Origin of the sequence: Erwinia magellanica, assembly GCF_039023495.1 — a bacterium.
GTDB lineage: Bacteria > Pseudomonadota > Gammaproteobacteria > Enterobacterales > Enterobacteriaceae > Erwinia.
Window position 1 is genome coordinate 465,256 of record NZ_JBCHVC010000004.1, and the last position, 15,801, is coordinate 481,056.

16 protein-coding genes are annotated in these 15,801 nt (G+C 55.1%); 4 read left to right on the plus strand and 12 right to left on the minus strand.

Annotated elements, in window-relative coordinates:
- Window positions 1-56 precede the first annotated feature (56 nt).
- Complete coding sequence (locus AAH450_RS16625; protein WP_342911197.1) at window positions 57-1,340, plus strand: MFS transporter; 1,284 nt, start codon at window positions 57-59, stop codon at window positions 1,338-1,340.
- A gap of 51 nt (window positions 1,341-1,391) precedes the next feature.
- On the plus strand, window positions 1,392-2,366 hold the full coding sequence (gene ghrB, locus AAH450_RS16630; RefSeq protein ID WP_342911198.1) for a glyoxylate/hydroxypyruvate reductase GhrB: 975 nt from the start codon (window positions 1,392-1,394) through the stop codon (window positions 2,364-2,366).
- Window positions 2,367-2,498: 132 nt separating this feature from the next.
- Here the strand turns inward: ghrB and kduD are convergent, their stop codons facing one another.
- From kduD to AAH450_RS16650, 4 genes are all read right to left on the minus strand, one after another.
- Complete coding sequence (gene kduD, locus AAH450_RS16635; RefSeq protein WP_342911199.1) at window positions 2,499-3,260, minus strand: 2-dehydro-3-deoxy-D-gluconate 5-dehydrogenase KduD; 762 nt, start codon at window positions 3,258-3,260, stop codon at window positions 2,499-2,501.
- Between the two features lie 62 nt (window positions 3,261-3,322).
- Window positions 3,323-4,159 carry a 5-dehydro-4-deoxy-D-glucuronate isomerase gene (gene kduI, locus AAH450_RS16640; RefSeq protein ID WP_342911200.1) on the minus strand — a complete coding sequence of 279 codons (837 nt, stop codon included), beginning with the start codon at window positions 4,157-4,159 and terminating at the stop codon, window positions 3,323-3,325.
- Between the two features lie 62 nt (window positions 4,160-4,221).
- Window positions 4,222-5,244: a 2-keto-3-deoxygluconate transporter gene (kdgT, locus tag AAH450_RS16645; RefSeq protein WP_342911201.1), complete on the minus strand. Its 1,023-nt coding sequence runs from the start codon at window positions 5,242-5,244 to the stop codon at window positions 4,222-4,224.
- 90 nt (window positions 5,245-5,334) lie between these two features.
- On the minus strand, window positions 5,335-5,808 hold the full coding sequence (locus AAH450_RS16650; protein ID WP_342911202.1) for a NanQ anomerase/TabA/YiaL family protein: 474 nt from the start codon (window positions 5,806-5,808) through the stop codon (window positions 5,335-5,337).
- A gap of 359 nt (window positions 5,809-6,167) precedes the next feature.
- Here AAH450_RS16650 and AAH450_RS16655 point away from each other — a divergent pair, with 359 nt between their 5' ends.
- Window positions 6,168-7,418: a valine--pyruvate transaminase gene (locus tag AAH450_RS16655; protein ID WP_342911203.1), complete on the plus strand. Its 1,251-nt coding sequence runs from the start codon at window positions 6,168-6,170 to the stop codon at window positions 7,416-7,418.
- 48 nt (window positions 7,419-7,466) lie between these two features.
- On the opposite strand, the gene ibpA is transcribed toward AAH450_RS16655, so the two are convergent.
- Window positions 7,467-7,883 carry a small heat shock chaperone IbpA gene (gene ibpA / locus AAH450_RS16660; RefSeq protein WP_342911204.1) on the minus strand — a complete coding sequence of 139 codons (417 nt, stop codon included), beginning with the start codon at window positions 7,881-7,883 and terminating at the stop codon, window positions 7,467-7,469.
- Window positions 7,884-8,181: 298 nt separating this feature from the next.
- Here ibpA and AAH450_RS16665 point away from each other — a divergent pair, with 298 nt between their 5' ends.
- The gene (locus AAH450_RS16665; RefSeq protein WP_342911205.1) at window positions 8,182-8,559 is read left to right on the plus strand and encodes a YceK/YidQ family lipoprotein; all 378 of its coding nucleotides are present in this window, start codon (window positions 8,182-8,184) and stop codon (window positions 8,557-8,559) included.
- Here AAH450_RS16665 and AAH450_RS16670 read toward each other — a convergent pair.
- From AAH450_RS16670 to AAH450_RS16700, 7 genes are all read right to left on the minus strand, one after another.
- Window positions 8,556-9,833: a DUF3748 domain-containing protein gene (locus AAH450_RS16670; RefSeq protein ID WP_342911265.1), complete on the minus strand. Its 1,278-nt coding sequence runs from the start codon at window positions 9,831-9,833 to the stop codon at window positions 8,556-8,558. The genes AAH450_RS16665 and AAH450_RS16670 overlap by 4 nt on opposite strands.
- Window positions 9,834-9,872: 39 nt before the next feature.
- Window positions 9,873-10,814: a 2-hydroxyacid dehydrogenase gene (locus AAH450_RS16675; protein ID WP_342911206.1), complete on the minus strand. Its 942-nt coding sequence runs from the start codon at window positions 10,812-10,814 to the stop codon at window positions 9,873-9,875.
- A 1-nt stretch (window position 10,815) separates the two neighbouring features.
- Window positions 10,816-12,129 carry an MFS transporter gene (locus tag AAH450_RS16680; RefSeq protein ID WP_342911207.1) on the minus strand — a complete coding sequence of 438 codons (1,314 nt, stop codon included), beginning with the start codon at window positions 12,127-12,129 and terminating at the stop codon, window positions 10,816-10,818.
- 262 nt (window positions 12,130-12,391) lie between these two features.
- Window positions 12,392-13,540, minus strand: a complete 1,149-nt coding sequence (gene dgoD, locus AAH450_RS16685) for a galactonate dehydratase (RefSeq protein WP_342911208.1) — start codon at window positions 13,538-13,540, stop codon at window positions 12,392-12,394.
- Window positions 13,537-14,154 carry a 2-dehydro-3-deoxy-6-phosphogalactonate aldolase gene (locus AAH450_RS16690; protein ID WP_342911209.1) on the minus strand — a complete coding sequence of 206 codons (618 nt, stop codon included), beginning with the start codon at window positions 14,152-14,154 and terminating at the stop codon, window positions 13,537-13,539. Before AAH450_RS16690 ends, dgoD begins: the two co-directional genes overlap by 4 nt.
- Window positions 14,138-15,019 (minus strand): 2-dehydro-3-deoxygalactonokinase, encoded by an 882-nt coding sequence (locus AAH450_RS16695; RefSeq protein ID WP_342911210.1) that lies wholly within the window; start codon window positions 15,017-15,019, stop codon window positions 14,138-14,140. Before AAH450_RS16695 ends, AAH450_RS16690 begins: the two co-directional genes overlap by 17 nt.
- The gene (locus AAH450_RS16700; RefSeq protein ID WP_342911211.1) at window positions 15,016-15,711 is read right to left on the minus strand and encodes a FadR/GntR family transcriptional regulator; all 696 of its coding nucleotides are present in this window, start codon (window positions 15,709-15,711) and stop codon (window positions 15,016-15,018) included. The genes AAH450_RS16695 and AAH450_RS16700 overlap by 4 nt, the downstream gene beginning before the upstream one ends.
- Window positions 15,712-15,801: the final 90 nt, after the last annotated feature.

A 15,801-nucleotide genomic window follows, 5' to 3' on the forward strand; every position in this document is an offset into this window, starting at 1 on the left:
CCCACTCATAATAAAAAAATCCCGATACTCCTACAGCCTCAACAGAGGATACATCTATGAACAAGCAGACAATCGCGCCTAAACGCTGGTGGTATATTATGCCCATCGTGTTTATCACTTACAGTCTGGCGTATCTGGACAGGGCGAACTTCAGCTTCGCCTCCGCAGCCGGCATTAACGACGATCTCGGCATTACTAAAGGTATGTCCTCGCTGCTGGGCGCCCTGTTCTTCCTCGGCTACTTCTTTTTCCAGATCCCTGGCGCTATCTATGCTGAACGCCGCAGCGTAAAGAAACTGGTGTTTGTCTGCCTGATACTCTGGGGCGTCTGCGCTTCGCTGACCGGCATGGTCAGCAATATTCCGATGCTGGCCGCCATCCGCTTTGTCCTGGGGGTGGTTGAAGCTGCGGTGATGCCCGCTATGCTGATTTACATCAGTAACTGGTTTACCAAGTCGGAGCGCTCCAGAGCGAACACCTTCCTGATCCTGGGTAATCCGGTCACCGTACTCTGGATGTCAGTGGTTTCTGGCTACCTGATAGAAGCCTTTGGCTGGCGTGAAATGTTTATTTTTGAAGGGATCCCGGCGGTTATCTGGGCGGTTGCCTGGTGGTTTATGGTGCAGGATAAACCGGCACAGGCGAAATGGCTGAGCAACGATGAGAAAGCGGCGCTACAGGCCCAGCTGGAGAAAGAGCAGGAAAATATCAAAGCGGTACGAAACTACAGCGAGGCATTTAAGTCCCGCAATGTCATCATCTTGTGCGTTCAGTATTTCACCTGGAGCATTGGTGTATACGGTTTTGTGCTGTGGCTGCCTTCGATTTTACGCGGCGGCTCGCAGATGGGCATGGTAGAAGCGGGCTGGCTCTCTGCGGTGCCTTATCTGGCGGCTACCGTGGCGATGATTGTGGTCTCCTGGGCATCGGATAAGTTACAGAACCGCAAGCTGTTTGTCTGGCCGCTGCTGCTGGTTGGCGCCCTGGCGTTTTTAGGCTCTTATCTGGTAGGCGCGAATCATTTCTGGCTCTCCTTTACGCTGCTGGTGATTGCAGGTGCCGCCATGTATGCCCCTTACGGGCCTTTCTTCGCCATCATTCCGGAAATGCTGCCGCGGAACGTGGCTGGCGGCGCGATGGCACTGATCAATGCGATGGGTGCGCTGGGTTCATTCCTTGGCTCCTGGGTGGTAGGTTACCTGAACGGTGCGACCGGTAGCCCTTCAGCTTCGTATATCTTTATGGGGGGATCCCTGCTGATTTCGGTCTGGCTCACGCTTATCGTAAAGCCAGCGGAGAACAATCAGCCCCCAGTGCCTCGCGGCGCTAAACACGCTTAAAAATGCCTGACGGGCCAGCTGGCCCGTTCATCAATTCAAAGGGAGACGAGAATGAAACCTTCTGTGGTGCTGTATAAGAAATTACCGGAAGATCTGCGCGCAAAACTCGATGAGCATTTTACCGTGACGGAAATTAACGGTCTTACCCCTGACACAGTGAGCCAGCATGCCGGGGCGTTTCAACAGGCGGAAGGGATGTTGGGTTCGGGCGGTAAAGTTGATGCGGACTTCCTGACTAAAGCCCCTAAGCTGCGTGCTGCTTCCAGCGTCTCCGTTGGCGTGGATAATTTTGATATTGCCGCCCTGAACGACCGTGGCGTGATCCTGATGCATACGCCAACCGTACTGACCGAAACCGTGGCCGATACCATGATGGCGCTGGTGCTGACGACCGCACGCCGCGTGACGGAAGTGGCTGAACGCGTCAAGGCGGGAGAGTGGCAGAGTAACATCGGCGCAGAGTGGTTTGGCACAGACGTTCACCACAAAAAGCTCGGCATTCTGGGAATGGGTCGTATTGGCCTGGCGCTGGCTCAGCGCGCTAACCTCGGCTTCAGCATGCCCATTCTCTACAACGCACGTAAACACCATGAAGAGGCTGAGCAGCGCTTCGGTGCCACCTATTGCGATCTGGATACGCTGCTGAAAGAGTCTGACTTCCTCTGCATCAGCCTGCCGCTGACCAAAGAGACCCATCACCTGATTGGCCGCGAGCAGTTGGCAAAAATGAAGCCGGGCGCAATATTGATCAATGCCGGACGCGGGCCTGTGGTGGATGAAGAGGCGCTGATTGCGGCACTACAGGACGGGACAATTCATGCCGCAGGGCTGGATGTGTTTGAAAAAGAGCCGCTGCCAAAAGAGTCTCCGCTGCTGAAGCTGCCAAACGTGGTGGCTTTACCCCATATCGGTTCGGCTACGCATGAAACGCGATATGGTATGGCGCGTGACGCGGTAGATAACCTGATCGCTGCGCTGACGGGAAAAGTGGAAAAGAACTGCGTTAACCCGCAGATTATTCAGTAACGATCCATCGTTAAATAACGAAAAGAAAGGCCACCTGTCTGGCATGCCCCCCGATAATGGGCGCTTAAACAGGTGGCCTTTTTGTCTGCTGGCCCCGGAGATTTATCGCTGAATCAGCGGGACAGCGCGTGACTAACGTGCCAGCCAGCCTCCATCCACCGCCAGCGTATAACCATTAACATAATCAGAAGCCTGAGAGGCCAGAAAGACCACCGGTCCCTTCATATCTTCTGGTACACCCCAGCGACCAGCCGGAATACGTTTAAGGATTTCACTGCTACGCTCTTCATCGGCGCGCAGTTGCTGCGTATTGTTGGTAGCCATATACCCCGGCGCAATGGCGTTTACATTAATATTGTGTTGCGCCCATTCATTGGCCAGCAGCCGGGTAACGCCCATCACGGCACTTTTGGACGCGGTGTAGGAAGGCACCCGGATCCCGCCCTGATAAGAAAGCATTGAGGCAATATTAATGATCTTGCCACCGTTGCCCTGCTTAATAAACTGACGGGCTACCGCCTGAGACATAAAGAACACCGATTTTATATTCAGGTTCATCACCTCATCCCAGTCTTTCTCGCTGAAGTCTATGGCATCAGCGCGGCGAATAATGCCGGCATTATTGACAAGAATATCGATTTTACCGAACTCCGCCACGGCGGTTTCCAGCAGGCTTGCAAAGCGATGGGTGTCGCTAAGATCGGCCGTCAGGCTGAGAAAACGCCGCCCCAGGGCAGTGATGCGTTCGATTGTCTCCGCTGGCTCTACAATATTGATCCCCACAATATCGCAACCAGCCTCTGCCAGCCCCACCGCCATGCCCTGCCCAAGACCGGTATCGCAGCCGGTAACCAGTGCAACTTTGCCCTGCAAACTAAACATATCTAAAATCATTACAATTCTCCTTTGGCCCGCAATTCGGGCGATCCCTGTGACAGATATAACGAAAAACAGCTTTAGCGAAGCTCGCTGACTTTGACGTGATCCATGTCGTCAAAGACCTGGTTTTCCCCCACCATTCCCCAGATAAAGGTGTAGCTTTTAGTACCAACGCCGGAATGAATTGACCAGCTTGGTGAGATAACCGCCTGCTCGTTATGCACCAGAAGATGGCGGGTCTCCTGAGGCTCGCCCATCATATGAAACACCGCCGTTTCTTCATCCATATTGAAATAGAAGTACACTTCCATCCGGCGATCGTGCGTGTGGCACGGCATGGTGTTCCAGAGGTTGCCCTCGGCCAGTTCTGTCAGGCCCATGGTTAACTGGCAGGTGGTCAGCACATCCGGTACCAGGTACTTATTGATGGTCCGTACATTGCTGGTTTCAGGGCTGCCAAGCGTCTGGCGGGAAACGCTGTCGCGCGTCACCAGTTGATGAGGGTAGGCGGTGTGTGCCGGAGCACTGTTGTAGTAAAACTTTGCAGGAGCGGATGCGCTGATGCTGCGGAACTCGATGTTTCTGGCTCCCTGCCCGATATAGAGCGCCTCTTTGTTACCCACCTCAAAGCAGTGGCCATCAACCGTGATCGTTCCCGCCTCACCAATATTGATCACCCCCAACTCACGGCGCTCAAGAAAATAGCTGACGCCAAACTGTTTACCCACTTCCGCCGCAAAGGCCACGCTCTGGCTGACCGGCATCACGCCGCCAATCACGATGCGGTCAATATGGCTGTAGGTCATGGTGTAGCTATCGGCCTCAAAAATGGATTCGATCAAAAACTCGCGACGCAGGCCGGCGGTATCTAACTGTCTGGCATGATCGCTGTGAATACTTTGGCGTACTTGCATGATTTAACCTTCTGTTCTGCGAGCGATAAAAGTCACAGATCGCCCTTTGCTTAAGTGAAATATCAGTGACGTTTGATGGGCGGCATCGCTACCGGTGTTACAGGCGTTATCGCCGGGACAGAGACGGTTCCTGCGGCTAACGTGGTATGCCGCCTCGCCCACAGAGCAGTGAGGATCGGTACCCCTATGGATGTGACGATGACGGAAGTAGCTACCAGCGCCGTGGCTGCGGGGGCCATTGGCTGAAAATGTGGCACCATTTCCGCAATTAATACCGGGGTGGCAACGGCCGCACCGGCTGAACTGGAGGCGGCAAGCCCCGCAGTACCGTTACCTCCTCCAATAAATTTATCGGCAATCATCAGCGGAATGCCGGTGACCACAATCACGCTAAGCCCCAACAGACAGCCCAGCAGGCCCGTCTCCAGAATCACATTCAGGTTGATGGTGTTGCCCAGCGCAAAGCCGAAAAAGGGAATGAGCGTATGGACCGCATTGCTGAAAAATGTCCGCAGGTCGGGATCCAGATTGCCGAGGGCAAAACCAATCAAAAAGGGGAGCACTGCACCGAGGAAAACATGGGGTTCAAACGAGGCGATACCCGCCGTTCCGAGGATAACCATGGTCATCAACGGCCCGGATTCAACTGACATCAGCACAAAGGCCCCGGCTTCTTCCTTGCTGCCATATTGCTGCATCAGCGAGGCGTAAAGTCCGCCGTTGGTCATATCCATTGCCGCCACCAGGGCCAGCGTGGACATACCGGCAAAGAAGCCCACTTCCACGCCATGCTCAGGAATAATTCGCGACGCTATCGCTGCGACGAACCAGGCAACGACGATTTTAGTGACTACCAGCGTACCCGACTTGCGCAAAACAGTGCCGGTCGCGTTAAGCTTGATTGAGGCCCCCATACATAAAAACCAGACGGCCAGAATCGGTATCGTGCCGGTCATCAGCCCATTAGTGAATGAACCAAAGTATTTCCCGGACGCCGGTGCGAGTGTATGGATAATTGCCCCAATAAACAGCGGCACCAGCATCATCCCACCGGGGATTTTTTCAATTGCGCATTTGATTTTCATCTTTACTTTATTCAACCTTATTTTTTAAGTGCGAATAAAAGCCGCCGAGATTCGGATGGTTAACTAATAAAGCGTAATGCCGGGTGTCAGTTATCTGAGGAAATCCATTTTTACTTTTAATACTGCTTTTTTTATTCTTTCTCCTTTTCCTTCCGTGGCGCACTGGGGGCGGTGATATTCGCGCGGAAAGAACACCGCTAAATCTCCGGGGTGAAATGTCAGAAACTGCTCATTGCTGATAGTTTTACAGAAGGCAACATCCTGTTTTTCAATAAAATCACCTCCAGCTTCCCCGGCGGCGAGCTGTAAACCATATCCCAGCTTTTCCCGGCCCTCCAGCAGGATTTGCACATCCAGATAGCGGCAATGATACTCTGCCTGACGTTGTTCCTCAGGCTCTGTTTCCGGGCTGGAAATCAGCAAAAAAGCGTCATCGCCGTGAATAGTATGGCGTCCGTCCGCAGGCGTTTCCCTGACAATATCCAGCGCACAGTTAATTAATTTCTTAAGGTGTTCAGGAAAGCATGGCATTTCAGAATAGTCATGGATATTCGTTGCTATCATTCTGTTCATTTCCATTATAAATGAAAGGGCAGGCTTATCGCTGTCTGCCCCGATGGCTTACTATAGCCAGAGGACGAAAATGATAACTGTGATCGATGTCGAATTTAATTATTATTGATACAATATTCCCCTTAAAATAAAACGCTGTTTCATTTTAAAAATCGGTAATGTTAAATACGCAGATTAAATTTTAAAACATTGTTAGTAAGGATGGCGTATTAATAGCTTGCCGCTGGCTTTGATCACACCCGGCACGCTCTGATCTGTTGACGCGGGAAGGGGGGCGATCGGAACATTGCACTCCGTCAGGGCTGACGTTAAGGTAAACCCCCACGAATTTAAAAAGTAGTTAACACGTTATGAGCTTTTCCGCCTTCGGTGACAAATTTACACAACACTCAGGCATAGCCCGTCTGATGGAAGATATGGGTGAAGGATTACGCACGCCGGGTGCGGTGATGCTGGGCGGCGGCAATCCCGCGCAGATCCCTGCGATGAACGACTACTTTCAGCAGCTGCTGCAAGAGATGCACGACCAGGGCAAGCTGGCTGAAGCGCTCTGCAACTACGACGGCCCGCGCGGTAAAACTACGCTGCTGGAATCGCTTTCCACACTGCTGCGTGAGCAGCTCGGCTGGCAGATAGGGCCGCAAAACATTGCCCTGACCAACGGCAGCCAGAGTGCATTCTTCTACCTGTTTAACCTCTACGCCGGACGCCGTGCGGACGGCAGTAAAAAACGGGTACTGTTCCCGCTGGCACCGGAATATCTGGGCTATGCCGATGCCGGGCTGGATGAGGAGCTGTTTGTCTCCACTCGCCCAAATATTGAGATGCTGCCAGAGGGGCAGTTCAAATATCATGTCGATTTTGAACATTTGCAGATAACCGAAGAGACCGGGCTGATCTGCGTTTCCCGCCCAACCAATCCCACCGGTAACGTCATTACGGATGAAGAGCTGCTGAAGCTGGATGTGCTGGCACAGCAGCATGAGATCCCGCTGCTGATTGATAATGCTTATGGTGTTCCTTTCCCCGGCATTATCTTCAGCGAGGCGCGTCCGCTGTGGAACCCGAACATCATTCTCTGCATGAGTCTGTCGAAACTCGGTCTGCCAGGCGCACGCTGCGGCATCATTATTGCCGATGAGAAGGTGATTTCCGCTGTCAGCAATATGAACGGCATTATCAGCCTGGCGCCGGGCGGCATCGGGCCGGCTATCGCCCATGAGATGATCCAGCGCGGCGATCTGCTGCGGTTATCTGAAGAGGTGATCAAGCCATTCTATAAAGCGCGGGTTGAGCAGACAATAACGGTCATTCGCCGCTATTTATCGGAAGATCGCTGCCTGATCCACAAACCGGAAGGGGCAATTTTCCTCTGGCTGTGGTTTAAAGACCTGCCGATCTCCACCGAAGTGCTGTATCAACGCCTGAAAAAGCGTGGCGTGCTGATGGTACCAGGCCACTTCTTCTTCCCCGGTCTGGAGCATGAGTGGCCCCATACGCATCAGTGCATGCGCATGAACTACGTGCCGGAGAGCGACAAGATTGAACGCGGCGTAGCGATACTCGCCGAAGAGATAGAGCGGGCGCACAGGGAAGGATAAAAACAAAAAGGGCCGCGCGATGCGGCCCTTTTCCCGTCTGAAGCGTAATTATTTCATAATTTCAATGCGGCGAGGCTGATTAGCTTCAGGCACTACGCGCTCCAGATCGATATAGAGCAGGCCATTTTCTAATTTAGCGTCACGCACGTTGACGTGTTCCGCCAGCTGGAATTTACGTTCAAAATTACGCTCGGCAATCCCCTGGTACAGGTAGGTACGCTCCTGCTGTTCTTCAGGGTGAGCACCGCGAACGGTAAGCATGTTGTCATGGGCAGTAATATCCAGTTCGCTCTGCGCGAACCCTGCCACGGCAATGGTTATACGATATTTGTTTTCTGCCACCAGCTCCACATTATAGGGAGGGTAGCCGCCATTACTCTGACCCTGGTTAGATTCCAGCAGGTTGATCAGACGGTCAAAACCAATAGAAGAACGGTAGAGTGGAGCCAGATCGAAGTTACGCATTTTATTACTCCTGATTATCAGCGAGTGAGAAGTCAGACCTTCCACAATGGACAGGCCGCAGGCCCTGAGCCATACCCTGACGGCGTACGCTCTGTGACCCTGATAGTAAAATGGTGACGCTGACGAGGCTTTCAAGGGCTAAAAACGCAATTTTTTTAACCCTTGCCTTGTGAATGTCATACACTCAGGGAAGCATTCGTCGGACCAGTGCAGGAATCGCCACAGAGCGAGCGGGACATTCCCGGCATGCGACGATAACAATCAGGACGGCTTTGCCGTGACTGAAGGGATGATGACTATGATAGTAATGAACAAGTGTCGTTTTGCTGGCCTGCTGGCCTGCCTGTCACTTGCTGGCACCGCCGGGTGCTCCAGCTTTATGACCCATTCCGGCCCTGAACAGGGCTACTATTCCGGCACGCGGGCTGGTGCAGCCGTGGTCGCAGACAGCGACAGCGGCTGGGTGATGCGCCCGCTGGCTGCGCTTGATTTGCCCTTTTCTGCGGTAGTGGACACGCTGTTCCTGCCGTGGGATTACTACCGAAAAGGCAGTGACAGTCCGGGCGACTCCCCACGGGAGCGGGTACTGCGCAGCGAGCAGCAAAATCACACTAACGAAAGTCTGGCCCAGGCCGCGCCGATGCCCGCCAGCCCTCCTTCCCGCCCCTCTCCTTAAGCGGAGAGCGTATCGACGCCGACGATAAAGATTTGTTGCCAGCCCCCGACATTGCGCAGATAAGCCACATGCAGGCCGTCGGGAGAGCAGACCACCGCATCAGCCAGCGGCGCTTCGTCTGTCCTTGCGGTCAGTCGGCGCATTTTCCCTGTTGCCACTTCGCACAGCATCACGCTGTTGTCGTTGATCAATGCCACCTGGCGCCCCGATGGATGCCAGCTGAATGCCGACTGAATATCGCTGGCTGAGCGGGTAATCTGATGCGGTTCACCGCCGGTTGGCGAGACCGTCCAGAGCTGAACCACCCCGTTATCATCCTTCATCAGAAAGGCGATGGCCCGCCCGTCTGGCGAGCTGCGTAACCAGTGTCGCGGCGTTGTCGCCAGCCCCGGAAAAGCTCGCTGATGCGTAAAGGTTAGCCTGCGCTGCGCCACGCCTGCTGGCGGAGCGGGTAAGCGAGTTTCTGTTCCGGCAAGTGGCGCGTCGCCTTCCAGCGCGTAGTCTGCCATCTTCGCCGGCAGATCGACGAGAAACACCTCCGGCACCTTTTCGCCCTTTTCAGACAGCGTATCGCCAATAAAGGCCAGCGCCCAGCGCTGACGGTGACCATCATGCCGCAGATATCCCTCTTTACCCACCCAACCCTCTTCATAAGCGCGGTTGATCTCATCACTGCCCGGCGTCGGGGCAGAGGTCGTCTGGCTCACCAGCACGCAGAAATGGCTGCCATCGACTTCGCGGGGGTGATGTTTAACCGGACAGACAGCATGCAGAGGCACGGCGACGCCGACGTTCCGCAGATCTTCTTTTACGTCCAGCTCATGCATCACATGATCGTTATAGGTAAAGCTCAGCCGGGAGCCGTCCGGGCTGAAAACATGAACATGGGAACCGCCGCGCAGCGCGCCAGCGGTAAAAGGCGGGGTGATGTCGCAGGCATCCAGATTTTCGGCATGACCGTGCTGAATAATTACGCCACGGCGATGATGAAAATCGTACTTCCACTGGCTGTCCGGATGTTCCGGTCCGTGGATACAGACATAGCGGGGCGGCAAATCGGGGCTGGCGGTAACCACACCAACATGGGCGCCCTCTTTAGCCTGATAAAGCACTTCCGTTTGCCCGCTGAGGTTGACCCGCTCAACGGTCAGGCTGCTGAAGGTGGATCCGTTGGGCCGCACGTCATAAACCAGCCACTGGCTGTCTGCGGTCCAGATATTGATATTGGTGAGTTGATGATTGCGTGGATCAAATGTCAGCTGTGTTTCCATAATGCTTACCCCTGGCCGTCTCTACAGCTAAGGGTACTGCAATCAGCGGCATTCGGGTACTGGCGTCACCAGTGGCAACCCCGCAAAAAACGCCTCGACGTTATCCAGCACCAGCTGCGACATGGCCCGGCGCGTTGACCAGGTTGCGCTGGCCATATGCGGCGTGATCACCACATTGGGCCGGTTAAAGAGCGCTTCCGGCACCTCTGGTTCCAGACTAAAGACATCCAGCCCTGCGCCACCCAGCGTTCCGGCATTGAGCGCAGCGATCAGCGCCTGCTCATCCACCAGGCTTCCGCGCCCCACGTTAATCAGGATACCTTCGCTGCCCAGCGCCTCCAGTACTTCGCGGTTAATCAGATGCCGGTTACTGGCGGTGCCCGGAGCGCAGATCAACAGAAAATCGCAGCTTTCCGCCAGCGCCACGATATCAGGCTCGTAACGGTAGGCCAGGTTATCAAGCGGCCTGCGGTTGCAGTAGGCAACCGACATATTAAAGGCCTGTGCACGTTTAGCCGCAGCCAGCCCTATCCTTCCCAGCCCGACAATCCCCAGCGATGAACCTGACATTTTTCGTGTCCACGGATAGCTACCCTGCGGCCATTTTCCCTGCTGAATAAACGTCTGTGCGGCAGGGATCTGCCTGGACGTTGCCAGCATCAGGCCAAGCGCCAGATCGGCCACGTCCTCGGTCAGCACATCTGGCGTATGCGTCACGGCTACGCCCTGTTCCGTGGCGGCCTGGATATCCACCCCGTCATAGCCCACGCCGAATACGGCGATCAGTGCCAGATTGGGCAGCGAGGCGATCAGTTCGCGGGTCACCACGGCTTCACCATTGGTCAGCAGTGCCCGAAAATCACCCGCCATGCCGCTGAAATCGGCTTCGGTGAGCGTAACAAGTTCCACAATCTCATAGCGGGCCTGCAACGCAGTGAGCAGAGGAGCAGGCAGCGCGGCCTGCTTCAGCACTTTCATTTTCATTTCAATTACCTGCATGAGGATGGGGTAACGTTTTCAACGCATCACGCGAGGGGCGGGAGATGATGATCCCAATCACGCCTCCGAGGATCAGCGCCACGGCAACGATCAGCAGCCCGTAGTGATAGCTGTTGGTCATATCTTTGATTTTTCCCAGAATGGGCGGTAAACCCAGCCCCACAAAGTTGGCGACGGTATTGATAAAAGCGATAGAGGCAGCAGCAGCCACCCCGGCCAGCTTTTCGGTAGTCACGGCCCAGAAGATTGGCGTCAGTGCAAAGTTGAAGCCTACGGTCAGCACCAGCAGAATGTAGGAGAGCACCAGATTGCCGGACCAGATCGCCGCCGCCAGCGAGAGGCCGGAGAAGATCAGCGGCAGGCCCAGGTGCCAGGAGCGCTCACCAGACTTATCAGAATGGCGACCATTCAGGTACATAAACAGACAGGCCAGCACAAAGGGTACGGCAGAGAGCAGGCCGATCACGACGTTGCTCTGCTCCGCCGCCATGCTTTTGATAATCAGCGGCATAAATAGCGTGATGCCGATAGATCCAAACGCCTGTAGAAACCAAACCAGGCTCAGCAACAGCACGGTTTTATCTTTTAACGCGCTCAGCCAGCTATGATTTTTGCCAATTTCCACGCCTGCGTTCTCCTGTTGCAGACGATCGCGCAGCCAGGATTTTTGTTCAGGGCTTAACCAGGGTGCGTGATCTGGCGTATCCGGCAGGCGCCATAATACCAGGCAACCCAGCACCACGGCGGGGATCCCTTCCAGGCCAAACAGCCAGCGCCAGCCCGCCACATCCGCAATGCCATGCATATTTAAAATAGCGCCAGAGACGGGCAAACCGATAATGGAGGCGGCTACCGATCCCATATAGAAGAAGGACATGGCGCGGGCGCGATTGCTCTTCGGGAACCAGCACGAGATGTAGTAGATGATACCCGGCGCGAAGCCAGCTTCCGCCATGCCCAGCAAAAAGCGCATCACGTAGAGTTGGTTAGCACTGTGCACAAACGCCATGCCGGTGCTGACAATGCCCCAGGTAATCATGATGCGGGCAATCCAGCGGCGTGCGCCAACCTTTGTCATGATGACGTTGCTGGGGATCTCAAACAGGATGTAAGAGATATAAAACATGCCAACGCCCAGGCCGTACATGCTGGCAGAAAGCCCCAGGTCCGCATTCATTTGCAGCGCGGCGATCGAAATATTGGTTTTATCCAGGTTAGCGACAAAATAGCAGATGACGATAAACGGAATAATTTTGCTGTTTAACTGCTTTATTGTAGAGGTACAGAGATCGGTGTTCATAATAACAACCTCATGGGGCGTTACGGCCAGATTCAGGCAGCACGAAGCCAGCCCACGCCGTACGCAGGGATTTTAGGGTGTCTGTTTTATTATTACTGCTCTTGCTTTAACGAATTGCTTTAGCTGTCACCAAAGTTAATCTTCAAGTATTTGGCGCTGTGGCAAGGCAGCAAGAGAGTGAATCCCAATGAGCTTACTCAGGTAAGTGATTTGGGTGAACTCTCGCTGCTAACGCAGCTACAGCGTCAAAGACGCCGAAGATTTACCATTCTGCTACGGTGCCATCGCTGAACCGCCACAACGGATTGCGCCAATCCTGCACGCTCTGACTCCGTTCGATCACCAATGCTTCGTTGATCTCCACGCCCAGGCCAGGCTTGCTCAGCGGCGCAAAATGCCCGCCCTGCATAGCGAAGTCCTCTTTGTTCACCACATAATCCAGCAGCTCCGCGCCCCTGTTGTAGTGAATGCCCATGCTCTGCTCCTGGAATACTGCATTGCGTGAGACAAAATCCACGTGCAGGCAGGAGGCCAGCGCAATCGGCCCCAGCGGACAGTGCGGTGCCAGCGCTACATCATAAGCTTCGGCCATTGCGGCAATCTTGTAGCATTCGGTGATGCCCCCGGCGTGGGAGAGATCCGGTTGCAGGATAGCCAGCCCGCCCGCTTCCAGGACGCGCTTAAATTCAAAGCGGGAGTACATCCGTTCACCGGCCGCAATCGGGATGTGCGTTTGCGCAGCAAGACGAGGATAATATTCCGCCTGCTCCGCCAGCACCGGTTCTTCAATAAACAGCGGGCGGTATGGCTCCAGCTCTTTGATCAGGATTTTTGCCATCGGTGCACTGACGCGACCGTGGAAATCCAGGCCGAACTCAATCTCATTGCCGAAGGCTTCACGGATCTGCGCTACGGTGTTCACCGCCGCATCCACTCTGCGCGAGCTGTCGATAAGCCCCATCTCTTCACAGCCGTTGAGCTTGAAAGTATCCACGCCGATTTCGCGCAGTTTCCTGATGCCCTCAATCACTTCCGCAGGACGATCGCCCCCCACCCAGCTGTAAGCCTTAATGCTGTCACGCACCAGACCGCCCAACAGTTGCCAGACAGGCACGCCCAGCACTTTGCCTTTGATATCCCACAACGCCTGATCGATACCGGCGATAGCGCTCATCAGGATTGGCCCGCCGCGATAGAATCCACCCCGGTACATGACCTGCCAGAGGTCATTGATGCGCGCAGGGTCCTGGCCGATAAGGTAGTCTGAAAGTTCATGAACAGCGGCTTCCACACTTTTGGCCCGCCCTTCAATCACCGGCTCACCCCAGCCCACCACACCTTCGTCCGTCTCTATCTTCAGAAACATCCAGCGCGGCGGCAGGCGATAAGTGGTCAGTTTTGTGATTTTCATTGTACGGCGTCCTTATAAGCGGCAACGAAGGCGCGTGCCTGTTCAACGGTGCGTGAAACGGGCTGCCCGGCACGGTAGAGATCGCTACCCAGACCGGCACCAATGCAGCCTGCGGCCAGAAACGCATGGAGATTTTCAGGGGTGACGCCGCCCACGGCGAACACCGGTACGTCCGCTGGCAGCACGGCTTTCAACGCCCGGATATAGTCTGGGCCAAAGGCAGAGGCAGGAAAGATTTTCAGCGCCTGCGCGCCCGCTTTCAGCGCGGCAAAGGCTTCAGAAGCCGTGGCGCATCCTGCTGCCACCGTCATCCCCTTTTCAACCGCGCGGCGGATCACCGCACTGTCACTGTTGGGGGTCACCACCAGCTGGCTGTTCATGGTTGCAAGCAGGTCAACCTGCTCAGGTTCCAGCACCGTACCCGCGCCAATCAGCGCTTTGTGACCAAACGTGGCGACCATGCTGGCGATACTTTTCTGCCACTCCGGGGAGTTAAGCGGGATCTCAATGGCCTCAAAGCCAGCTTCAATCAGCGCGGCGACATGCTCTTCAGCTTCTTCAGGACGAATGCCGCGTAAGATAGCGATCAGCGGCAGCTTAGTGGACCAGTTCATTGACGATACTCCTGATTCCTTGCTGGAAGGCCCGATCGCCCTCCAGCAGTTGGGCGGTCAGCCCGGTAAAAGCCATCGCTTTTTGGTAGCGGTCGGCCAGAGAATTACCTGCAATAAGGGTTAACGGGGCGTTATCCCCCTGGATAAATGTGCCTGCCATCTGCGCCACTTCATGGCCAATCAGCAGGCCGGAGAGGAACTCACCAATGGTTTCACGCGGGCGGGTTCCCAACAGATGAGCGGCACGGACTTCAAATAACCGGCTCAGAATAGTGCGGTCGTTTGCCCCGGTTTCCACTCCCTGATGAAAGGCGCCGGCATCCGCCTGCTGTTCAGGCAAACCGGCCCCTATCAGCGAATGCTTCATCAGAATATGGTGTAACTCCCCGGTCATCACGGTGCGAAAATCCACGATCTGGCCGCCTTCTTCACGCACCCATTTGCAGTGCGTACCCGGCATCACATAATGTGTGGCGGGAGCAAGCTTTACGGCACCCAACAGCTGGGTTTCTTCGCCGCGCATCACGTTATGGTTGTCGTCGTTCTCTATACTGAGGCCAGGCACAATCCAGGCCCGGTTATCGACGCGGGTCAGGCGTGAGGCAACTTCATTAAGCGACACCGGGCAGGAGAGATAGGGAACGCTCATCCAGCCCGCATTGCTGCCTACCATGCCTGCCATCACCACGGGCAGCTCATTTACCGGCCAGCCTTGCGTGACGGCAGCAAAAACTTCTGGTGGCGTTCTGCCCTCAAGCCGGGTAATGCCCGATTCAGAGCGACGCTCTTCCTGACAGATGCCTTCGCGGTAATACCAGGCGCGAAGATTGGTGGAACCCCAGTCGAGTGCGATATAACTTGTCACGTAATGTCCTTAAGTCTTCGGGTTGAGCTGGCTATCATCGTCAGCGCCGCCTGCTCCGCCTCGTCTGGCTTCTGGTGACGAATGGCGTCAAACAGCGCTTTATGCTCCTGTAATGTCGCGGGCATATTGCCGCTGTCGGGCATATAGGTGCGTTCAAACACGGCCCGCTGCAAAGAGCTGATCGCCACGCTGAGCTGCTGGAGCACCGGGTTGTGTACAGACTCCAGCACCGCCTCGTGATAGCGAATATCAGCCTGGTTAAACGCATCGCGGTCATTGTGGTGCGTAACCATGTCGTTCAGCGCCGCTTCAATCTTCGCTAAATCGCTGGAGGTAGCGCGTTGTGCAGACCAGCGGGCAATTTGCGGTTCCACCAGGTTACGTACCTCGCTCATGGCGGCAATCAACCGGGGATCCTGGTCATGCTTCAGGGACCACTGGAGCACATCACTGTCCAGAAAATTCCACTGGCTCCGCTGCGTGACAAAGGCGCCACGGTAACGCTTCATCTCCACCAGCCGCTTCGCTATCAACGACCGGAACACTTCACGGATGATATTGCGCGAGGTGCTGAACTGGTCACAGAGTTCGGCCTCTGCCGGGAGCGAACCTCCGGGAGCGTACTTACCTGAGACAATTTCTTCGCCCAGAGTCAGCGTGATGCGATCCGTTTTGCTGAGTTCGTCTTTCATGATGTTCCATGCAGTTGAGTTAACGTCCCTGGTACTTTACCGCCGCCCGCAAGGGGATCGCACTACAAAGATGTTTGGATATTGTTAACC